This window comes from Streptomyces sp. NRRL F-5135, from assembly GCF_000719775.1.
Taxonomy (GTDB): domain Bacteria; phylum Actinomycetota; class Actinomycetes; order Streptomycetales; family Streptomycetaceae; genus Streptomyces; species Streptomyces hebeiensis.
The window spans coordinates 329894-350869 of the sequence record NZ_JOHR01000013.1 but is presented as its reverse complement, the minus strand read 5'-3'; the positions used below and the strand labels follow the sequence as shown (position 1 = coordinate 350869).

Here is a 20976-nt window from a genome sequence, read left to right as displayed (position 1 = left end):
GGGCATGACCAGCACCGACGGACAGGAGTCCGGGCCCCGGCGCGCTGGATCCGCCCCGGCGTCCGGGGGGACCCGGCCCGGCGGCCGGCGCCCGCGCCGGGACCGGGTGTCCGAGGCCCTGTGGGGGTACGCGTTCATCGCGCCCGCCGGGCTGGGCCTCGCGGTCTTCCACCTGTGGCCCGTCCTCCAGACCGGCTACTTCTCGTTCACCCAGTGGGGCGTCTTCGGCGGCCACACCTGGACCGGACTCGACAACTACCACCGCCTGCTGACCGACCCGGAGGTCGCGCGGTCGCTGGTCAACACGTTGGCGTACACCGCTCTCGGCCTGGTCGGCATCCCGCTCGCCATCGTCTTCGCCGCACTCCTCAACCGGGAGGGCCTGCGGGGCACGGGGGTCTACCGCACCCTGTTCTTCCTGCCCGTCGTCACCATGCCGGTGGCCGTCGCCATGGTCTGGCGGTGGCTCTACAACGGCGAATACGGCCTGGTCAACCATGTGCTGGCGCTGGTCGGCATCGACGGGCCGCACTGGATCGCGGACCCGGACACGGCGCTGTTCGCGCTGGCCGCGGTCGGGGTCTGGAGCGGTCTCGGCTACAACCTGATCATCTTCCTGGCGGGCATTCAGGCGATACCCAAGGAGTTCTACGACGCCGCCGCCATCGACGGTGCCGGACCGGTCCGGCAGTTCTTCCGGATCACGCTCCCGCTGCTGTCACCCACCGCGTTCTTCGTCTCCGTCATCTCGGTGATCGGCTCCCTGCAGCTCTTCGACCTGGTCTACGTGCTGGCGGGCTCGGGTCTGACCGGCCGGGCGAATCCGGCGTTCCCCCGGATCCAGACGGTCGTGCAGCTCTTCTACGACCGGGCCTTCCTGACCGACGACCGGGGTTACGCGGCGGCGATCGTGATGATGCTGCTGGTCATCATCGTGGCCCTGACGGCCCTCCAGTTCCGGATGCAGAAGAGGTGGGTGCACTATGGCTGAGGTCGGGCGTGCGTATGAAGGCGGCCGTGCCCGGTCCCGCCGCCGCTCGCACGTCGGCGTGCACGCCATCCTGATCCCCGCCTCCCTGGTGATGATCGCGCCCTTCCTCTGGCAGATCGTCACCTCGCTGAAGACGCTCTCCAGCGCCACCCGGGTCCCGCCGTCACTGCTGCCCGAGGGCCGCTGGGACAACTACGGCCGGATGTTCGACCTGTTGCCGTTCAGCGACCAGTTCCTCAACACCGCGCTGATGGCGGCGGGCCGTACGGCCGGTCAGATCCTGCTGTGCCCGTTGGCCGCCTACGCCTTCGCCAGGCTCCGGTTCCCCGGGCGCTCGGTGCTGTTCGGGCTCTTCCTGTCCGTACTGATGGTGCCGCCGCAGCTGTTCGTCCTCCCGCAGTACGAGATCACGGCGTCCCTCGGCTGGCTCAACTCCGTCCAGGCCCTGATCGTGCCGGGGATGTTCAGCGCGTTCGGTGTCTTCCTCCTGCGGCAGTTCTTTCTGGGCCTGCCGCGCGAACTGGAGGAGGCGGCCCGCCTCGACGGTGCCGGGCCGCTGCGGACCTACTGGTACGTCATGCTGCCCCTGGCCCGTCCCGGGGTGATCGCGATGTCCGTACTGGCGCTCCTATGGTCGTGGAACGATCTGTTCTGGCCCTTGGTGGTCAATACCGATCCGGAGAAGATGACGCTCTCGGCGGGACTCGCGGCCCTCCAGGGTCAGTTCCAGACCGACTACCCCGTGCTGATGGCGGGCTCGCTGCTGGCCTCGCTGCCAGTGATCGCGGCCTTCGCGCTGCTCCAGCGCCAGTTCATCCAGGGCATCGCGCACACGGGCGTCAAGGGCTGACCGGCGGACCGACAGACCGGCAGACCGGCTGTCCGCGCCCGCGATCCCCCGCGTACCCCGGCCGGTCACCACGGCCGGCCCCTCGCGAAGCCCCCTCACGAAGCCCCCTCACATCCCCCGAAGGGAATCACCAGAATGAAGAGACCAGCCCGCCGTCCGTCGCTCCGCGCGGGGCTGACGGCGACGGCCCTCATGGGCGCCCTGCTCGTCGGCGCCTCGCCCGTCTCCGCGCAGGTCGCGGAGGCCGGTCGGAGCGCGGAGACCGCCCGGTCGGCCCAGGTGGCAGGGACGGCCGGGGCGAGCGCCGCCTCGGTGACGTACCCCCGGACAACCGACAGCTTCGCCAACCCGGAGCGGGGCTTCTACCGCCACACGTCCCGGTGCGACCAGAGCGACTTCGACGCGGCCACCCTGCGCGGCTACCGTGTCAACGAGGGCGTGTCGCTGGTGATGTGCGTCTTCTACCTCGAGGAGTTCAAGAACAGCGCCATCAGCCAGACCGCCCTGAACCGGCTCCAGCGGCAGTTCGACGCCGTACGGCAGGCGGGGCTCAAGACGATCGTACGGTTCGCCTACACCGAGTCGGCCGACGGCGTCGACGCGCCCAAGGACCGCGTACTCGCGCACCTGGACCAGCTCGGGCCGTACCTCAGAGCGAACAGCGACGTGATCAACGTCGTGCAGGCGGGCTTCGTCGGCGCCTGGGGCGAGGGGTACTACACCAAGAACTTCGGCGACGCGGGCAAGGTGACCACCGCCGACTGGGCCAACCGCAAGGCCGTCGTCGACAAGACGCTCGGCGTGCTGCCCTCGACGCGCATGGTGCAACTGCGGACACCGAAGTACAAGCGCACGATGTACGGCACGACCGCGCTCCCGGCCGGCCAGGCGTACAACGGCTCGACGAACGCCCGGCTCGGCCACCACAACGACTGCTTCCTCGCCAGCGCCGACGACTACGGCACGTACGAGAACCCCGCCGTCGAATACCCCTACCTGTCCTCCGAGACGTCCTACCTGGCGATGGGCGGTGAGACCTGCGGGGTCAACGCTCCCCGGACGAGCTGTCCCACCACGCTCTCCGAGCTGAGGATGTTCCACTGGTCGTACCTGAACACCGACTACGAGCCCAACGTGATCAACGGCTGGCGCAGCGGTGGCTGCCTGCCCGAGATCACCCGGAACCTGGGCTACCGGTTCGCCCTCCAGAGCGGCACCTACCCGAGTTCGGTGAGCCGGGGCGGCTCCCTGTCGGTGAACTTCACTGTGAAGAACGAGGGATTCGCGGCGCCGTTCAACCCGCGTGGCCTGGAGGTGGTCCTGCGCAACACGTCCACCTCCCAGGTCTACCGGCTCCCGCTGGCGGGTGACCCCCGTACCTGGGCCCCGGGCACGACGACCACGGTCGACCGCGGCGTGACCGTGCCGTCCGACGTCCCGGCGGGCACCTACAGCCTGCTGCTCAACCTCCCCGACCCGCAGCTGTCGCAGCGGCCCGAGTACTCCGTCAGGCTCGCGAACCAGGGCACGTGGGAAGCGGCCACGGGCTACAACGACCTGCTGCACACGGTCACCGTGAGCTGACCCGAGCCCCTGGCAGCGCCGGGCGGAAGCCCCCTTACGGCTTTCGCGTCCGTCGTCGCGTAACCGCGCACGGCGGGCGCGAAAGCCCGGCAGCGGGCCGGGGCCCCGGGCCCGAGTCAGGTCCGGGGCACGGCGCGTGGTCGTTACGAGCGCGGCTGGTGGCCGTGGGCGTGCGGGGTGCCGCTGGTGGAGCCGGTGGTCTTGACACCCGGCTCCGTGACCGGCTTGGTCACCGGGCGGAGGTCATGGGCGTAGGTGCCCACCGCGTTGGCGATCACATCGATGTTGATGTCGAGCGCCTTCTTGTTGATGTTGGACAGGTCGTCGCAGGCCGCGTGGTAGCACGTGTCGTACGCCACCCCCGCCTGCCCGCCGTACTTCTTCGCCTGCGCCTCGGTCTTCGTCCCCTCCGCGCCGGTGAACGTGCCGCCCGAGGGAATGCCCACCTCGATGAAGGGGCCGTAGTCCGAGCGGCCGTCGAAGTCCGTGCCCTCGTGCGGAACGTTCCTGCTGTCGAGGAAGTCCGTGATCCCCTTCTCCAGCTGGGCGCTTCCCTCCGGGCCGGGGCCCGAGCCCACGCCGTCCGAGTTGTCGCCGTCGTAGACGAACTGGGCGTAGTTCGGGGAGGCGATCATGTCGAAGTTGAGGTAGAGCGCGATGTCCTCGCGCTGCTCGGCGGTGAGGTCCTTGACGTACGCCTCGGCGCCCAGCAGCCCCAGTTCCTCCGCCGACCACCACGCGAAGCGCACCTTGTTCGCCGGCTTCTCGTGCGTCTTCGCCAGCTGGAGAGCCACCTCCAGCAGCCCCGCCGACCCTGATCCGTTGTCGTTGATGCCGGGGCCCTGGGTGACCGAGTCGAGGTGCGAGCCGAGCATCACCGTACGGTCGGCCCGGCCGCCCCTGGTCTCGGCGACGACGTTCCGGGTCTGGCGCTGCTCCTGGAGCTGGCGGATGTCCAGGGAGACCGTGACGGGTCCCTTCCCGGCCTCCGCGGCGAGGGCCTCACCCTCGGCCTTCGTGATGCCGCCGGTGGGGATCACGCCCGCGTTCGGGTCGCCGAGCGTGCCGTTGAGGGCGCCCTCGGTGTTGTTGTAGATCACCGCGCCGACGGCACCCGCCGCGCCCGCCTGCTTCTGCTTGTCCGCGAAGGTGCAGCCGCCGCGCTGGATCAGCGCGATCTTGCCGGTGAACGCTCCCGAGGCGTAGTCGCCCGGTTCGCACCCCGTGGTGGCGTCGACCGGGACGGGTACGAGGCCGGCCTTGATGCCGCCCTCCGGCGTGGACTTGGTGTACGACAGGGCGCTGATCGCGACGTCGCGCGGAGTCGGCGCGGTGACGGACAGCTTTTCGGCCAGGGTCTCGATGTACGTGATCTCGAAGGTGTCGTAGGAGACCTGGTAGCCGGCCTTCTTGAGCAGGTCGTGGACGTACGCGGCCGAGGCGTCGTGGCCGGGCGTGCCCGCCGCCCGGTGGCCGTTGTGGGAGTCCGCGATGGACTGGAACTTCTCCAGGTGCCGGTAGGCGCCCTTGGCACCGGCCTCACGGACCAGTTTCTTCGCCAGTCTGCTCGCTTCCTTCGCCGGGTCCGCCGGCCGTGCGGTGGCCGGGGAGGAGGCGGACAGCAGGAGCGGGGTGGCGAGCGCCGTGGCGGCCGCGATTGCCAGAAGCCTGCGGGGAGTTGCGGTCACAAGAGTCCTTCCGATGCGAACAGATGTGAACGAACGTGAGGGGCGTGACCGAAAACTAGCCATGAGGGTGCGCGCATGTGAACAGCTGTGTCACAGGTCACGGGGTCGTATGGGGAGGATCGGGTGTGGAACGGGCGCGGAACCGGCGCGGAACGAGCCGGGGTCCGGCTCCTATGGCGTCTTTCGCGTCTTCGGTGTCTTCGCCGTCCCGGGGGCCTTCGCGGTCTTGGCCGCCTTCGCCGCCCGTTTCGTCTCCTGCTTGAACGCCCGGACCTTCGCCAGCGATTCGGGGCCGGTGATGTCGGCGGCCGAACGGTACGAACCCTCGTCCCCGTACGCGCCGGCCGCCTCCCGCCAGCCCTGGGGCCGTACGCCGAACTGTTTGCCCAGCAGCGCCAGGAAGATCTGCGACTTCTGTGCTCCGAAGCCCGGCAGGGCGTTCAGCCGCTCCCGCAGCTCCTTGCCGGTGGCGACATCGCGCCAGATGGCGGTCGGGTCGCCGTCGTAGTGTTCGACCAGATACTGGCAGAGCTGCTGCACGCGCCCTGCCATGGAGCCCGGGTAGCGGTGCACCGCGGGTTTCTCGCTGAGCAGCGCGGCGAAGGACTCGGGGTCGTACGCGGCGACGCGGTGCGCGTCGAGATCGTCCGTGCCCATGCGGACGGCGATCGTGTACGGGCTGGTGAAGGCCCATTCCATGGGGATCTGCTGGTCCAGCAGCATGCCGACCAGCGCGGCCAGCGGGCTGCGGCCGAGCAGCTCGTCGGCCTCGGCCTGCTGGGCGAGACGGATGGCGGGGCTCATGTCCTGATGATCGCGCGGGTCCGGCCGCGCCGCATGCGCATGGCCCCGTCCGGCCCCCCTCAATCGGTTCATATGACTTATTGGGGCGTGTGGATGGCGGCCCGGCGTGGCGGGTAGTGCTCGGTCAACGGGGTGGCAAGGCGAGGGGCGGTTCGCGGTGCGGTTTCCTGCTGGGCTCACTCCCGTCGAAGGGGAGCAAATCCCGGAACCATCGGAAAGGCCGGGCGCCCGTGACACAGCCCTTTGAACTGCCGGATTTCTACATGGCGTATCCGGCCCGACTCAACCCTCACCTTCAGGAGGCCAGAGGGCACTCCAAGAAGTGGGCCAGGGGCATGGGCATGCTGGAGGGATCGGGGGTCTGGGAAGAGGCCGACCTCGATTCCCATGACTACGCCCTGTTGTGCGCGTACACCCACCCGGACTGTGACGGCCCGACGTTGTCCCTGGTCACGGAATGGTATGTGTGGGTCTTCTTCTTCGACGACCATTTCCTGGAGGTCTACAAACGGCCCCAGGACCGCGCGGGCGGAAAGGCATATCTCGAACGGCTGGCCGATTTCATGCCGATGGATCTGGCGGCGGGATTTCCCGAGCCGGCCAATCCGGTCGAGGCCGGACTGGCCGACCTCTGGGCCCGTACGGTCCCGAGCATGTCCCTGGCCTGGCGGAAGCGGTTCGCCGAGTCCACCGAGAACCTGCTGAACGAGTCCGACTGGGAACTCGCGAACATCAACGCGCACCGGATCGCGAATCCGGTCGAGTACATCGACATGCGCCGCAAGGTCGGCGGCGCGCCCTGGTCCGCCGGGCTCGTCGAGTACGCGGCGGGCGCCGAGGTCCCCGCGGAGATCGCCGCGTCCCGGCCGATGCGGGTCCTCAAGGACACCTTCTCGGACGCCGTCCACCTGCGGAACGACCTGTTCTCCTACCAGCGGGAGATCGAGGAGGAGGGTGAGCTGAGCAACGGTGTGCTCGTCCTGGAGACGTTCCTGGGCTGTACGACCCAGGAGGCGGCCGACGCCGTCAACGATCTGCTGACCTCGCGCGTCCAGCAGTTCGAGAACACCGCTCTGACGGAGCTGGGGCCGCTCTTCGCGGAGAAGAGCCTGACACCGCGGCAGTGCGCCGACACCCTGGCATATGTGAAGGGCCTCCAGGACTGGCAGTCGGGCGGCCATGAATGGCACATGCGCTCCAGCCGCTACATGAACGGCGCGGGCGGCGACGGGGGCGCCGGGCCGGCCGGGGCCGCCCTGCCCGGGGGCACGGCCTTCTCCATGACGCCCGTCGGCTTCGGCACGTCGGCGGCCGACATCCTCCGGACCATCGGCGCCGGCCGCGCGGCGCGGGCGCGCCGCTTCAGCCATGTTCCGTTCCAGCACGTCGGGCCCTCCGTACTGCCCGACTTCCGGATGCCGTTCCCCCTCGCGCTGAGCCCGCACCTGGAGCGCGCGCGGGAGCACGCGGTGGAGTGGGCACACCGGACGGGAATGCTGGAGCCCCGGCCCGGGGCGGGTCGCTCCGGCGTCTGGGACGAGAAGCGGCTCCGGCGGATCGACCCGCCGCTGTGCGCCGCCGGTATCCGTCCCGACGCCACCCCGGAGGAACTCGATCTGACCTCGGACTGGCTGACCTGGGGCATGTACGGCGGCGACTGCTTCCCGGCGGTCTTCGGCGCGGGCCACGACCCGGCGGGCGCGGCGGTCCGCAACCAGCGGCTCTCGCTGTTCATGCCGATCGACATGGCCCCGACACCGCCCCCGGTCGGCGCGCTGGAGAGGGGCCTGGCCGATCTCTGGGCCCGGACGGCGGGGCCGATGGACGTGGCCGAGCGGCAGGCGCTCCGCGCGGCGGTCGAAGAGGTGACCGAGAGTTGGCTGTGGGAGCTGGCGAACCGGGCGCAGCACCGGATCCCCGACCCCGTCGACTTCATCGAGACGCGCCGGCGGGCCTTCGGCTCCGCCATGACGATGAGCCTGTGCCGGACCGGTCACCCGTGGACGGCGCGGCCGGAGATCTGCCGGAGCGGCCCGATGAGGTCGTTGGAGAACGCGGCGCAGGACTACGTCTCCCTGCTGAACGACGTGTTCTCGTACCAGAAGGAGGTCGAGTTCGAAGGGGAGATCCACAACGGGGTGCTCGTCGTGCGGAACTTCTTCGACTGCGACTATCCGACGGCTCTCACGATCGTCGATGACCTGATGAACTCGCGAATGGGACAGTTCCAGCATGTCGTGGCCCATGAACTTCCCGTGCTGTACGACGACTTCGGGCTGGACGCCGAGGCTCGGAAAGAACTGGACGGCCATGTGAGGGATCTGGAGAACTGGCTCTCCGGCATCCTCAACTGGCACCACCACTGCAAGCGGTACAAGGAGGAGGAACTGATCGAGGACCGTACGGGCCGGGCGAGTTGGCTGCCGCCCCTGCCCGGCGGGATCGGTACGTCGGGGATCGGTACGTCGGCGGCCCGGCTCCGGCTGCCCGGCTGGGAGCCCACCCGGCCCGCCGAGCCGCCTGTCGCCCGTATGGCGCAGTAACCCGATTGTGCGCGGGGCCGTTTGTCATCCGGTCGAAGCGATCCGTGTGATCGCTGTGATCGTCAACCGGATGGGGGCCGCGCGTGACGAGCGAATACGCAGGGGAGGGGCACGGGGCGGGGCGAGCACCGCGGGCCCGTCCGGTACGGGCGGTGGTGCTGGAGGCCGTCGCCGGGTGGGTGCCCGGAAGGCCCGTCCGCAACGAGGAGTTGCCCGCCGAGTGGGGCGTGGACGACGCCTGGGTCCGCACCCGTACGGGCATCGCCGGCCGGCACCGCGCGGGGCCGGGGGTTTCGACGGGCGACCTCGCGTACGAGGCGGCTCGGCTGCTGCTGCCCGGTGGCGCCGACGGAGGGGATGACGGAGGGCACGACCGCGCGGGCGCGGGGGCGGGTACAGGCGCGCGCGTGGGCGTGGGTACGGGCGTCGGCGCGGGTGCTGGGGAGGGGCTCCTCGCAGCGGACGCCTCCGCTTCGGGCGCCGCCGTGGACGCTGTCGTCCTGGCCACGGCCACGCCCGACCATCCCTGTCCGGGCACGGCGCCCGCGCTGGCGGCGCGGCTGGGGCTGGGCCCGGTACCGGCGTTCGACATCGGGGCCGTGTGCAGCGGCTTCGTCTACGGTCTCGCGGTCTGCCGGGGGCTGGTGGGCTCGGGGCTGTACGACCGGGTGCTGCTGGTGGGCGCGGACGTGTACTCGACCTTGCTGGACCCCCGCGACCGCGCGTCGGGCGTGGTGTTCGGGGACGGGGCCGGCGCGGCGCTGATCGGAGTGGGCGTCCCCGGCGACCCCGGGGAACTGCTCGCCTTCGACCTCGGCAGCGACGGTGCGGGGTACGACCTGATCACCGTGGCCGGCGGCGGGGCGCGGGACCGGGCCCGGCCCCGGGCGGCGGACGGGGCGGCCGCCCGGGAGGACACGTACTTCCGGATGCGGGGCCGCGCGGTCTACCAGCACGCTGTCGAGCGGATGACGGCTTCCTGCCGCTCCCTGCTGACCACGGTGGGCTGGGACCCGGCCGAGGTGGACCACTTCGTTCCCCACCAGGCCAACGCCCGGATCCTGCGGGCCGTCGCCCAGCGGGTGGGCATCGGGGAGCGGCGCTGTGTGACGCATCTGGACCGGGTGGGCAACACGGGTGCCGCCTCCATCCCCCTGGCCCTGGCGGACGCCGCGGTGCGGGGACGTTTCCGCACGGGCGACCGCGTGCTGCTCACCGCCTTCGGCGGCGGGCTCACCTGGGGCACGGCGGCGCTCCGCTGGCCGGCGGTGGACATGCGCGCGGCGGTAACCCTTGGAGCGGACGGCGTGCCTCCCGGAGCGGACGGCGTGCCGCCCGAGGCCGGTGGCATGCGGCCCGGGGCCGGTGATGTGCCGCCCGAGGTAGGTGGCGGGCCGCCCCCTCAACTCTCCAACCACAGAATCCCCGAGGGAAGGAAAAGAGCATGACGCAGAGAGCCGACCGGGCCGGCGGGAGCGGGCCGTACGGCGGACCGGTCGCGGTGACCGGGCTCGGGGTGGTGACCCCCGCGGGCAGTGATGAACGCGCGTTCTGGGCCGGCCTGTGCGAGGGGCGGTCCGTCGCGCGCCGCCGCCCCGAACTGGCGGGCGCGCCCGTCGACTTCACGTGCGCGGTCGACGACCTGGACGTGGACGCGCTGGTCGGCGGGCGGTCGGTGTGGCGGATGGCGCGCTTCGTGAAACTGGCGCTGATCGCCGCCCGGCAGGCCGTATCGGACGCCGGGCACGACCCGCTGGCCTGGGACGGCGGCCGGGTGGCCGTGGTGCTCGGCGTGGGCGTCGGCGGGGTCTCGGTCCTGGTCGACAACGCGCTGAAGATGCGGGCGGACGGCCCCCAGTCCGTCTCTCCCGCGCTGGTGCCGATGATGATCCCGAACGCGGCGGCGGGCGAGGTCGCCATCGCGCTCAGGGCCAAGGGCCCGAGCCTCGCCCCGGCGACGGCCTGCGCGTCCGGGGCGACCGCCATCGCCGTGGCGCGCGACCTGCTGGTGACCGGGCAGTGCGACGTGGCGGTCGCCGGGGGTGCCGAGTCCGTGCTGACGCCGCTGGTGGTGACGGCTTTCGCGCGGATGGGCGCGCTGTCGACGCGCAAGGGCGACCCGGCGGTGGCCTCCCGGCCGTTCGCCTCTGACCGGGACGGCTTCGTGATCGGCGAGGGCGCCGCGATGGTGGTCCTGGAGCGGGAGGCGGACGCGCGGGCCCGGGGACGAGCGCCGCGGGCGCTGCTGGCCGGCGCCGGTTCCAGCACGGACGCCCACCACCCCACCGCGCCGTCGCCGGACGGCAGGGGCGCGCAGGCCGCGGTGGAGGCGGCGCTGCGGGACGCGGACTGGAGTCCGTACGACGTCGCTCACGTGAACGCGCACGGCACCTCCACCCCGCTCAACGACGCCATGGAGGCCACGCTCATCGGCCGGGTCTTCCCGCACCGCCCGCCGGTCACGGCCCCGAAGGGCGTGGTCGGACACACCCTGGCGGCGGCCGGGGCGATCGACGCGGTGGCGACGGTCCTGACGCTGGAGCATGGCCTGATTCCGCCGATCGCCAACCTTGACGCGCCCGCCGTGGAGTTCGACCTGGACTGCGTGGTGAAGGAGGGGCGGCGGCAGCGGGTGGAGACCGCGATCAGTCACTCTTTCGGGTTCGGTGGGCACAATGTGGCGCTGGCGTTCCGACGCGTGTGAACGAGGTACGGCCCGGGGCCTGGGCAGAGTTTGTACCGCGCGTGAACAAGGCGCGGCACCAGGGAGTTTGTGCACGTGCGCGACCTGCTGCACATCGGAGCGCAAGGGTGCTCACCGAACGAATGTCTTGGTTGGTTGACTGCTGAATAGTCGTTTCTTCGCCATGCCTTGGTCGTTCACTCTCGTGTGACCGCGATGCTCAACAACACCGTCGAGGAACCCCTGTCCGCCCCGTCCGTGCCGTCGGTGCCGTCCGGCTCCCCCGTCCTGCCGTCCCCTCTGGTGGAGAGACTGACGCGCGTCCTGTTCGGCACCCGCGCCGACTTCACCCGCGCCTGCTTCGACCGGGAGCACGGACCGTGGCGTCGGCTCGCGGCGGCGGAGATGTTCCGGAGCAGACCCGGAGCCTCGGCGGAGGAGCGGCTGTCCCTGGCGTACGGGCGGTTGCGGTCCGTCAACGCCTCGCTGAGCGACGGGCCGGCGGGTCTCGTCGCCGACGTGCGCGCGCTCGCCGCGCTGCACGAGTGGCTGGGGCCGGTCGATCCCGCGTTCACGACGGTCGCGGGCATCCACTACAACCTCTTCCTGGGCAGCCTGCTCGACCAGGACCGGGCCGGCGGGCACGGCCCGGACGGGGGCGGCCGGGACCTGTCCGACTTCCTGGCGCTGCGCCGGACCGGCACGTTCCTGTGCACGGAGGTGGCCCACGGCAACGACGCCGCCGCCGTGGAGACGACGGCGACGTACGACCGCGAGCGGGACGGCTTCGTACTGCGGACCCCGCATGCCGGGGCGCAGAAGTTCATGCCGAACACCAGCCCGGCCGGGGGGCCCAAGTCCGGGGTGGTGGCCGCCCGGCTGATCATGGACGACGGTACGGACCAGGGCGTCTTCCTGTTCCTGACCCCGCTGACCGACGCGGCCGGGGCGCTGCCGGGGGTACGGGTGCGACGGCTGCCGAACCGCGTCGGCAGCCCGGTGGACCACTGCCTGACCTCGTTCGACGACGTCTTCGTGGCCCGGGACGCCCTGCTGGGCGGTGCGCAGGGGCGCCTCGGCGAGGACGGCACGTTCATCGGCGGACAGACCGGCCGGCGGCGGCGCTTCCTGGCCTCGATCGGCCGGGTCACTCCGGGGAAGCTCTCGATGAGCGCCTGCGCGGTCGGCTCGGCGCGTTCCGCGCTGGCCCTGGCCGTGCGGTACGGCGGGCACCGGCTGATCTCCGGAGTCAGGTCCGGCCAGACGGTGCCGGTGTTCGCGCACCGCAGCCACCACGGGCCGCTGGTGGAGGCGCTGGCCACGGTGTACGCGATGACGTTCCTGCACCGTACGGCGGTGGACGCGTGGGAGGCGCGCACGGAGCGGACACGGGAGGAGGCCGAGCGGCTGGTCGCGGTCGCCAAGGGCTGGATCAGCTGGCAGGCGCGGACGGTGATCCTCCAGGCGCGGGAGCGCTGCGGGGCGCAGGGGCTGCTGGAGAACAACGGGATGACCGAGCTGATGACGGGGATCGAGGGGGTCATCACGGCGGAGGGCGACAACCTGGCGATCTTCGCGAAGGCGGCGGCGGAGATGCTGGTCCCCGCCAGGCCGGGGCCCGGACCGGGGGCGAGGCCGGGGCCCGCGGCGAGGCCGGAACCTGCCGCGATGCCGGGGCCGGCCCCGGCGTCCGCGCCCGGTCCGGCGTCCGCGCCCGGTCCGGCCACCACGGCCACCACGGCCACCACGGCCACCACGGCCACCGGGGCCACCACGGCCACCACGGCCACCGGGGCCGCCCCGGCCACCGGGGCCGCCCCGGAGCATCAGTCGCTGACCGATCCCCGATTCCTGAACCAACTCCTCTGGTACATCGAGGAGTTGTGGCTCTCCCGGGCCCGGGAGCGGATGCGGCGGGCACCGCACGGCGACCCGCTGGCGCGCTGGAACGCCGCCTCGGGCGCGGCGCTCCGGGCCGTCGAGGCGTACGCGTACCGACGCGCGGCCGAGGCGTTCGGGGCGGCGGTGCGGGCGGTGCGGGCGGTCGACGCGGTGGAGGCGGCGGGTGTGACGGAGGGTGCGTCGAAAGCCCCGCAGGTGCTGTGCGCCCTGCGACGGCTGTTCGCGCTCCGGTGGATCGACCGCAACAGCGGCGACCTGCTGGCCCGGGGCCGGCTGACCGCCCGTCACCTCGACGAACTGCCCGAGGCGGTGGAACGGCTCGTCGCCGAACTCGCCGGTCACGCCCCCGCCCTGGTCGCCGCCTTCGCCCTGCCCGAGGAGTGGCTCGCCGACCGGCCGATCGCCGGGTCCGGCTACGTCGCCGCCTACGACGACGCGGGCGCCGCCTGGCACGCGGCGCGGCCGGCCGTCACCCCGGGGGCGGAGCCCCCCGTATCCGTACTGCCGATGCGGTGAAGCCCGGAGGGGCCGCGCCGTCGTCCTCCGTACGCGAGGCGGCGCCGTCCGGCGTCGTACCGGAGCATGGCGTACCCCCTGGTCCGGTGGCGGCCGTGACGGGAGCGCGGTGCCACCGCCGGGCCGGCTCACCCCACGAACCCATCCATCCGCTCGAAAGGACATGTCATGAGCGAGATCCACCCGAAGATCGCCGAGGTGCTGAGCGAGACGTTCAAGGTACCGGTCGTGGAGATCATCCCCGAGGCCACGATGGACAGTCTGGAGATGGACTCCCTCGCCGTCGCCGAGCTCGCCGTGATCATCAAGGAGACACTGGGCATCGACGCCGACGCGGAGTCGTTCCTCAAGGGAGCCACGCTGACGGAGATCACGGCGTTCCTCGACGAGGCGAAGTTCCTCAGCGACGCGAACGAGGCGTACGAGGCCGAGGCGTACACGCCGGGGACGCGCCAGGGCGAGACGTTCGGGCCGGCGGCGAGCGGCGACAGGACGAGCGGCGTCGACACGCGTACGGCCGCGGTGAGCGGCGCCGACGCGCGTGGCGGGGCCCGTCACACCGAGGCGCGGGACACCGAGGCGCGGGACGCCGGTTCGCGTGGCAGCGGTTCGCTTGGCGCCGGTACGTGGGGGGCCGGTGCGCACCGGGCCGAGGCCATGAGCGTCGGCCGATGACCCGGCAGCAGACCCGGCCCGCCGTCGCCATCACCGGCCTGGGAATGATCACTCCGGCCGGTCATGACACCGAGTCCACCTGGGACGGACTGTGCGCCGGGGCCTCGACCGCCCGGAGGGTCCCCGAACTGCGCGGCTGCGAGGTCGACTTCGCCTGTACGGTCGACGGCATCGACCTGGACGCGGCGATCGGCGGACGCACGGCGTTCCGGATGGGCCGTTACGTCAAGTTCGCGCTGCTCGCCGCGCGCGAGGCGGTCGCCGACGCCGGGCTCGACCCGCGGTCCTGGGACGGCACCCGGGTCGCCGTCGTGGTCGGGACCAGCAGCGGGGGCTCGGCGAGCCTGGCGGAACAGGCCGTCGCGCTCGACCGGCGCGGCCCCGGCGCGACATCGCCCGCGGGCGTCCTGCTCACGATCCCGAACATGCCGGCCGCCGAGATCGCGATCAACATGCGCGCGACGGGCCCCAGCATGGCGCCCTGCACGGCGTGCTCGTCCGGCGTCACGGCACTGGCCGTGGCGCGCGACCTGCTGACCACCGGACAGTGCGACATCGCGGTGGCGGGCGCGACGGAGTCGATCGTCTTCCCCGTCGCGATGACCGGCTTCGCCCGTTCGCGGTCGGCGGCGGTGGCCCGGCCCGGGGACGATCCGGCGCGGTTGTGCCGGCCGTTCGCGGCGGACCGGCTGGGACTGGTCATGGGGGAGGGCGCGGCCGTCATGGTGCTGGAGCGCGAGGCGGACGCGCGGGCGCGCGGCGCGGGGCCGCGCGCGCTGCTGGCGGGCGCCGGGGCGACCACGGACGCGCACCACCCGACGAGCCCGCACCCCTCGGGCGCGGTCGCGCAGCGGGCGGTGGAAGCGGCGCTGCGGGACGCGGGCTGGCAGGCGGGCGATGTCGAGCACGTCAACGCGCACGGGACGTCGACGCCGCTGAACGACGCGACGGAGGCGGCGGTGATCAGCCGGGTCTTTCCGCACCGACCCCCGGTCACGGCGCCGAAGGGCGTGCTGGGGCACTGCATGGGAGCGGCGGGCGCGATCGAGGCGGGGCTGACCGTGCTGAGCCTCCAGCACGGGGTCGTACCACCGGTGGCGAACCTGGACGCCCCGGCAGACGAGTTCGACATCGCGTGCGTGACCAAGACACCGTTGTACCGGCCGATCGAGCGTGCGGTCAGCCACTCGTTCGGTTTCGGCGGGCACAACGCGGTGGTGGCGTTGCGGCGGGCCTGACGACTGCGGGCGGTCGGCCGTTGTACGTCGCTGTCGCTGCTCCCCCTCGCTGCCCGCCCGCGGGAGGTGTCCGTACGACGTCTTCGTATGACGTCTCCGTGCGGCATTTCCGTGCGACGTGCCCGTGCGACACGCCCGACGAGCGCGGGCGCGCTGATCGCGCGCCGTACCCGGCCGTGCCCCGCTTCTCCGTGCGCCGCGACCCGGCCACCTGCGGGCCTGCCGGCTCCGGGATCCGATGCCGTCATCACGGCACCTCCCACTCGCCGTCCGGTGTCGGGTGAGTCCCCCGCCTGCCGTCCCGGCGAATCCGCCGCCTCGGCCGCGCCGTTGCCGCCGGGCCACGCGCCACCCGGCCGTGCGCCACCCGGCCGTGCGGCACCCGGCCACGCGCCCCCTGCCCGGCCACGGCCACCGGCCACGGCCACCAGTCACCCGCCACCTGCCACTGGAAGGGGGCCCGACTCCTGTCCGGCCCGTCGTCGTTTCCCTTGGTGTCCCTTTCCGTACGGTCGTCGCCGCCGTCCCCGCGCAGCGCCGCGCGGGGACGGCGAACCGGCCCCGTCCCCTCACTGTGGAGGTCCGTTCATGAGCAGCCATCTGCCGCTCCGTGGGCGTACCGCCGTTGTCACCGGCGCCGCCCGTGGCATCGGCGCGCAGCTCGCCCGTACCCTCTCCGCGCGCGGCGCCCGACTGGCGCTCGTCGGCTCGGAGGAAGCCGCGCTGGAGCGGGTCGCCGCCTCGTTGCCGGGCGAGGCGGACCACTGGCACGCCGATGTGACGGACGCGGACGCCATGGCCCGTACGGCCCGGCGCGTGGCCGAGCGGTTCGGGCGGGTCGACGCGGTCGTCGCCAACGCCGGGGTCGCGGCCGGCGGGCTGTTCCTGGACTCCGATCCCGGGGCGTGGCGGCGGGTGATCGAGGTCAACCTCGTCGGCAGCGCCGTCACCGCCCGCGCGTTCCTGCCGGCGCTGCTCGTCTCGCGCGGTTACTACCTGCAGATCGCCTCGCTCGCCGCCCTCGCGCCCGCGCCGATGATGTCCGCCTACTGCGCGTCGAAGGCGGGGGTGGAGGCCTTTGCCCACACCCTGCGGACCGAGGTCGCGCACCACGGTGTACGCGTCGGGGTCGCGTACCTGAGCTGGACCGACACGGACATGGCACGGAGCGCGGAACAGGACTCGACGCTGCGCGAGTTGCGCGCCCGGCTGCCCTGGCCGGCCGACCGCACGTACCCGGTGGCCCCGGCCGTGGACCGGCTGGCCTCCGGCATCGAGCGCCGGGCCCACCACATCTACGCCCAGCCCTGGCTGCGCGCGGCCCGCCTCGTACGGGCGGCCCTCCCGACCGCCGGAGCACGCCACGCCCGCCGCCACCTGCCGGCCCTGGAACCCTGGGCGTCCGGCACCCCGACCACCCTGCTCGGTGCGTCGGCGGCGAGCGGCGCGGGCGCGGGCGCGGGCACCGGCGCGGGTGCCGGCTGAGCCGTTCGCCGGTGCGCGGGCAGGCACGCCACTGTCGTGTCGGCCGTTGCGTCATGGGCGTCGGCCGGCTCGACAGGGTCCGCGGTTCGCGGGTGCCCGGGGTTCGCGGTGCCCGGGGTTCGCCGCGGTCGGCGGTGGCACCTGCGTCGGGCGGTCGCCACGGTTGGCGGAGAGAAATATGATGAATCTGCGACTGTCGGACCGTCTCGGATCCTCATCGAGTGCCGCGCGCACGCACATCCCCCGGAGCGGTGCATGACCCGGCGTACCCCCTTTTCGTCGGCCTCTCCGTCGGCGAGCGCCGATGACCTGCTGACCACGCTCGGGCGGCTCACCGCCCAGGCGCGGCAGGGGGCCGAGCTGCACCGGGCCCGGGTGGAGCTGGCGGAGGCGTTGCAGCGCGGGATGCTGCCGGCCGAGCTGCCCGCCGCGCCGGGGCTGCGGACCCTGGCGCTGTACGCCCCCGCCCGGGACGGGCTGGACATCGGTGGCGACTGGTACGACGGGTTCGTGCTGCCCGACGGCACGCTCGGGTTCTGCGTGGGGGACGTGCAGGGACACGACGTCGAGGCCGCCGCCTTCATGGGACAGGTCCGGATCGGCCTGCGGGCGACGGCGGCGGTGGCCAGGGATCCGGGCGAGGCCCTGAGCCGGGCCAACGACCTGCTGCTGTCCGTGGGCTGTGGCCTCTTCGCGACCTGTACGTTCCTCCGCTTCGACCCCGTCACCCGGGAGCTGGAGAGCGCCCGGGCCGGCCACACGCCGGCCGTATGGGCCACCGCCGACGGCGGGGCCGGGGTCGCCGAGGACGCCGGCGGGCTGCCGCTCGGCATCGCGCCGGGCGAGAGGTACCCGGTGACGCGCCGCCGACTGGCGGGCCGGTGGGTTCTCGTCCTGCTCACGGACGGGGTGGTCGAGGGGCCGTCCGTGCCGATCGAGGAGGGGCTGGCCCGCGTGGTACGGCTGGTCCGCGCGCGGGCGGGCGCCGGCTGCGACCTGGCCGAGCTGGCGGAGCGGGTCATGGCGGTGGCCGAGTCGACCGGGCACACGGACGACGCGGCCGTCCTGATCCTGTGCCACGACGGGGCGCCTGCCGTGCCGACCCCTCCGGCGGTATCGGGACGACCGGAGGTGCCGCCGGTGCCGCTCGCGCCGACAGGCCCGTACGGACACCTCCGTCCCGCCCGCCCCGGGTGACGCCCGTGCCCCGCCAGTGCGTGTCTAGGCGTACCCGGGCGGTGACCGATGTCTGATGGCCTGTGTGGTGCGTACCGAGGAGAGCCGACGAGCGGGGCGCCTGTCCGTGGCGCTGCTCCGGATCCTCGGTGTCACCGCCGTCTACTGGGGGGCCGGCCGGCTCGGCCTGCTGAAACAGGTGACCTTCGGCGAGGCGGTCGTCACGCCGCTGTGGCCGCCCACCGGGATCGCCCTGGCCGCGCTGCTCCGGCTGGGGCCCGGCGTCTGGCCGGGTGTCACGCTCGGCGCGCTCGCCTTTGTCCGGACGCTCGGTCCGCTCAACACCGCCGACATCGGGATCGTCGCGGGCAACACCCTCGCCCCGCTCTGTGCGCTGCTGATGCTCCGGAAGGTGGCGTTCCGTACCCAGCTGGACCGGCTGCGCGACGGGGTGGCGCTGGTGTTCCTCGGAGCGCTGGGCGGGATGCTCGTCAGCGCGACGGTGGGTACGGCGTCGTTGCTGCTCGGCGGCAGGATGCCGGCGGACGACTGGTGGCCGACCTGGTCGGCGTGGTGGGCCGGGGACGCGATGGGGGTGCTGGTCGTGACCCCGCTGCTGCTCATCCTGCCCAGGTTCCGGCCGCCCTGGAACACACGGCGATGGCCCGAGGCCGTGGCCTTGGTGGTGGTCGCCGCCGTGGTCACCCCGGTCGCCGTGATGAGCCCGCTGAGCATGCTCTACCTGATCTTCCCGGTCCTCATCTGGGCCGCCCTGCGCTTCGAACTCGCGGGCAGCGCCCCGTACGTGCTCTTCGCGTCCGTCCTCGCGATCTCGGAGGCGACCGACAGCGTCGGCGCGTTCGAGGGCCACACGCTGGTGGAGCGGATGATCAGCCTCCAGGTCCTCAACGGCTCGGCCGCGCTGACCTCGCTGCTGCTGGCGGCGATCGTGACCGAGCAGGCGAACGTACGGCTGAGGATCCAGGAGGCGTGTGACGAACTCGCCGCCGTCGTATGGCGGCTCGCACCGAAGGAACCCGGCACGGGCCCCGTCGCCGGCCGCGCCCCCGGCCCCGCCTCCGGCCGGGCGCCAGGCCGGGCGCCCGAAAAGCCCCGCCCAGGAACGACTTCAGGACGAAGCGGCCCAGAAGGAAGACGAAGCGGCGCAGAAGGAAACGGAGAGGAAGACGGCCCATGCCCCTGACCGGAGCGATGTTCCTCGGTGCCGAGCGGCGCACCGGCACCGGCCCCGCGCTCGCCGCCGCCGACCCGCGCACCGACACCCCCCTGGAACCGGCCTACGGCTCCGCCACCCCCGACGACATCGCCCACGCGTGCGTGCTCGCGCGGCGGGCGGCCCCCACGTACGGCGCCACCTCCCCCGAGCGGCGCGCGACCTTCCTGGAGCGGATCGCCGACCGGGTCGAGGCGCTCGGCGGTGAGCTGATCAACCGCGCGGTCGCCGAGACCGGCCTCGCCACCGGCCGGATGACCGCCGAACGCGACCGGGCGGCGGCCCAGCTGCGGATCTTCGCCGCCGAGGTGCGGGACGGCGGCTGGGCGGAGGTACGGATCGACCGGGCGCTGCGCCACCGTTCCCCCGAGCCCCGGCCCGACCTGCGCGAACGCCATCTGGCCCTCGGCCCCGTCGCCGTGTTCGGCGCGGCCGAGTCCCCGATCGCCCGTTCCGTGGCGGGCGAGGCGACCACCGCCGCGCTCGCCGCCGGCTGTCCGGTCGTGGTCCGGCCGCCGAGTTCGCACCTGGGCACGGCCGAACTCCTCGGCTCCGCCGTCGCCGCCGCCGTGCGCCACAGCGAGCTCCCGGAGGGCGTGTTCTCGCTGGTCTTCGGCTCCGGCGCCGAGACCGGGCGGGCCCTCGTCACCGATCCCCGGATCAGGGCCGTCAGTTTCACCGGCTCGCGCGCCGGTGGAGCGGCGCTGCTGCGCACGGCCGCCGCCCGCCCCGAACCGATCCCGGTGTACGCGGAGATGACCAGCCTCAATCCGGTGTTCCTGCTGCCCGGCGCCCTGCGCGAACGGTCCGCCGAGCTGGCGGAGGCGTTCACCCGGGAACTCACGCGCGACGCGGGACAGTTCCGTACGGCTCCCGGACTGCTGGTGGCCGCCGACGGCTTGGAGCTGGCCGAGTTCCTGGTGGCCGCCCGTACCGCGCTGGCCGCGTACACCGGGGCCACCATGCTGACCCGGGAGGTCCACGCCGCGTACGAGCGCGCCACGGCGGCGCTCGCGGCGGTCGAGGACGTACGGGAAGTGGCGGCCGGCCGGCCGGGCGAGGGTGCCAACACTTGTGTGGCCAGGCTGTTCACCGTCCCTGCCGGGCGTTTCCTGGCCGAACCGGCGCTCCAGGACGGCGTGTTCGGCGCCGCCGCGACCGTGGTGACCTGCCGGGACACGGAGCAGCTGGTCGAGGTCGCGCACGCCCTCCAGGGGCAGTTGACCGCGACCGTGCACCACGGCACCGGCGACCGGGACACCGCGCGCGCCCTGCTGCCGCTGCTGGAGGGCAAGGCGGGCCGGGTCGTGTACGACGGCTGGCCGACCGGGGTCGAGGTCGGTTACGCGACGGTCCACAGCGGCCCGTTCCCGGCCGCCTCCGACGCCCGTACCACCGCGATCGGCACCCTCGCCGTACGCCGTTACCTGCGCCCGGTCTGTTACCAGGACGTCCCGGCCGAGCTGCTCCCGGCCGCGCTGCACGACGACAACCCGTACGGGCTGCGCCGCCGCCTGGACGGCGCCCGCGAGCAGCGCTGACCGGGCTCCCGGTGCGGTGCGCGCGGGCCGGGGCGTGGCGAGGGCCCCCTCGCGCCGCGAAGGGGC

Annotated in this window: 14 protein-coding genes and 1 pseudogene; 13 read left to right on the top strand and 2 right to left on the bottom strand. The window is 73.0% G+C overall.

Annotated features, from left to right (window positions below; all coding sequences use genetic code 11):
- Positions 1-4: 4 nt before the first annotated feature.
- From IG02_RS0123955 to IG02_RS0123945, 3 genes are all read left to right on the top strand, one after another.
- Entirely contained in the window at positions 5-991 is a 987-nt protein-coding gene (locus IG02_RS0123955) for a carbohydrate ABC transporter permease (RefSeq protein ID WP_037803981.1), read from the top strand.
- Complete coding sequence (locus IG02_RS0123950) at positions 984-1841, top strand: carbohydrate ABC transporter permease (RefSeq protein ID WP_051765614.1); 858 nt, start codon at positions 984-986, stop codon at positions 1839-1841. The genes IG02_RS0123955 and IG02_RS0123950 overlap by 8 nt, the downstream gene beginning before the upstream one ends.
- A gap of 135 nt (positions 1842-1976) precedes the next feature.
- Positions 1977-3425: a DUF4832 domain-containing protein gene (locus IG02_RS0123945; RefSeq protein WP_078854755.1), complete on the top strand. Its 1449-nt coding sequence runs from the start codon at positions 1977-1979 to the stop codon at positions 3423-3425.
- 143 nt (positions 3426-3568) lie between these two features.
- Here IG02_RS0123945 and IG02_RS0123940 read toward each other — a convergent pair whose 3' ends face one another.
- Both IG02_RS0123940 and IG02_RS0123935 read right to left on the bottom strand, forming a co-directional pair.
- A complete protein-coding gene (locus IG02_RS0123940) occupies positions 3569-5113 on the bottom strand; it encodes a M28 family metallopeptidase (protein WP_234314881.1) in 1545 nt (514 codons plus the stop codon).
- 171 nt (positions 5114-5284) lie between these two features.
- Positions 5285-5917 (bottom strand): HhH-GPD-type base excision DNA repair protein, encoded by a 633-nt coding sequence (locus IG02_RS0123935; protein WP_030751774.1) that lies wholly within the window; start codon positions 5915-5917, stop codon positions 5285-5287.
- A 230-nt stretch (positions 5918-6147) separates the two neighbouring features.
- Here IG02_RS0123935 and IG02_RS0123930 point away from each other — a divergent pair, with 230 nt between their 5' ends.
- The 10 genes and pseudogenes from IG02_RS0123930 to IG02_RS0123885 all read left to right on the top strand — a co-directional run bounded on the left by IG02_RS0123930 (position 6148) and on the right by IG02_RS0123885 (position 20910).
- Complete coding sequence (locus IG02_RS0123930) at positions 6148-8460, top strand: terpene synthase family protein (RefSeq protein WP_199814073.1); 2313 nt, start codon at positions 6148-6150, stop codon at positions 8458-8460.
- A gap of 155 nt (positions 8461-8615) precedes the next feature.
- Complete coding sequence (locus IG02_RS39765; protein ID WP_078854770.1) at positions 8616-9908, top strand: beta-ketoacyl-ACP synthase 3; 1293 nt, start codon at positions 8616-8618, stop codon at positions 9906-9908.
- Positions 9905-11164 (top strand): beta-ketoacyl-[acyl-carrier-protein] synthase family protein, encoded by a 1260-nt coding sequence (locus IG02_RS0123920; protein ID WP_030751765.1) that lies wholly within the window; start codon positions 9905-9907, stop codon positions 11162-11164. The genes IG02_RS39765 and IG02_RS0123920 overlap by 4 nt, the downstream gene beginning before the upstream one ends.
- Before the next feature lie 195 nt (positions 11165-11359).
- Complete coding sequence (locus IG02_RS43080; protein WP_051765609.1) at positions 11360-13561, top strand: acyl-CoA dehydrogenase; 2202 nt, start codon at positions 11360-11362, stop codon at positions 13559-13561.
- Between the two features lie 168 nt (positions 13562-13729).
- Positions 13730-13954 (top strand): annotated as a pseudogene (locus IG02_RS43075) (acyl carrier protein); the annotation flags it as partial.
- Between the two features lie 278 nt (positions 13955-14232).
- Positions 14233-15474 (top strand): beta-ketoacyl-[acyl-carrier-protein] synthase family protein, encoded by a 1242-nt coding sequence (locus IG02_RS0123905; protein WP_030751756.1) that lies wholly within the window; start codon positions 14233-14235, stop codon positions 15472-15474.
- 588 nt (positions 15475-16062) lie between these two features.
- A complete protein-coding gene (locus IG02_RS0123900) occupies positions 16063-16959 on the top strand; it encodes an SDR family oxidoreductase (RefSeq protein WP_030751753.1) in 897 nt (298 codons plus the stop codon).
- A gap of 255 nt (positions 16960-17214) precedes the next feature.
- Positions 17215-18156: a PP2C family protein-serine/threonine phosphatase gene (locus IG02_RS0123895; protein WP_078854752.1), complete on the top strand. Its 942-nt coding sequence runs from the start codon at positions 17215-17217 to the stop codon at positions 18154-18156.
- Positions 18157-18220: 64 nt separating this feature from the next.
- On the top strand, positions 18221-19339 hold the full coding sequence (locus IG02_RS0123890) for an MASE1 domain-containing protein (RefSeq protein WP_051765648.1): 1119 nt from the start codon (positions 18221-18223) through the stop codon (positions 19337-19339).
- Positions 19330-20910, top strand: coding sequence for an aldehyde dehydrogenase (NADP(+)) (locus IG02_RS0123885; RefSeq protein ID WP_030751747.1), 1581 nt, complete (start codon positions 19330-19332; stop codon positions 20908-20910). The genes IG02_RS0123890 and IG02_RS0123885 overlap by 10 nt, the downstream gene beginning before the upstream one ends.
- The last annotated feature ends 66 nt before the right edge of the window (positions 20911-20976 follow it).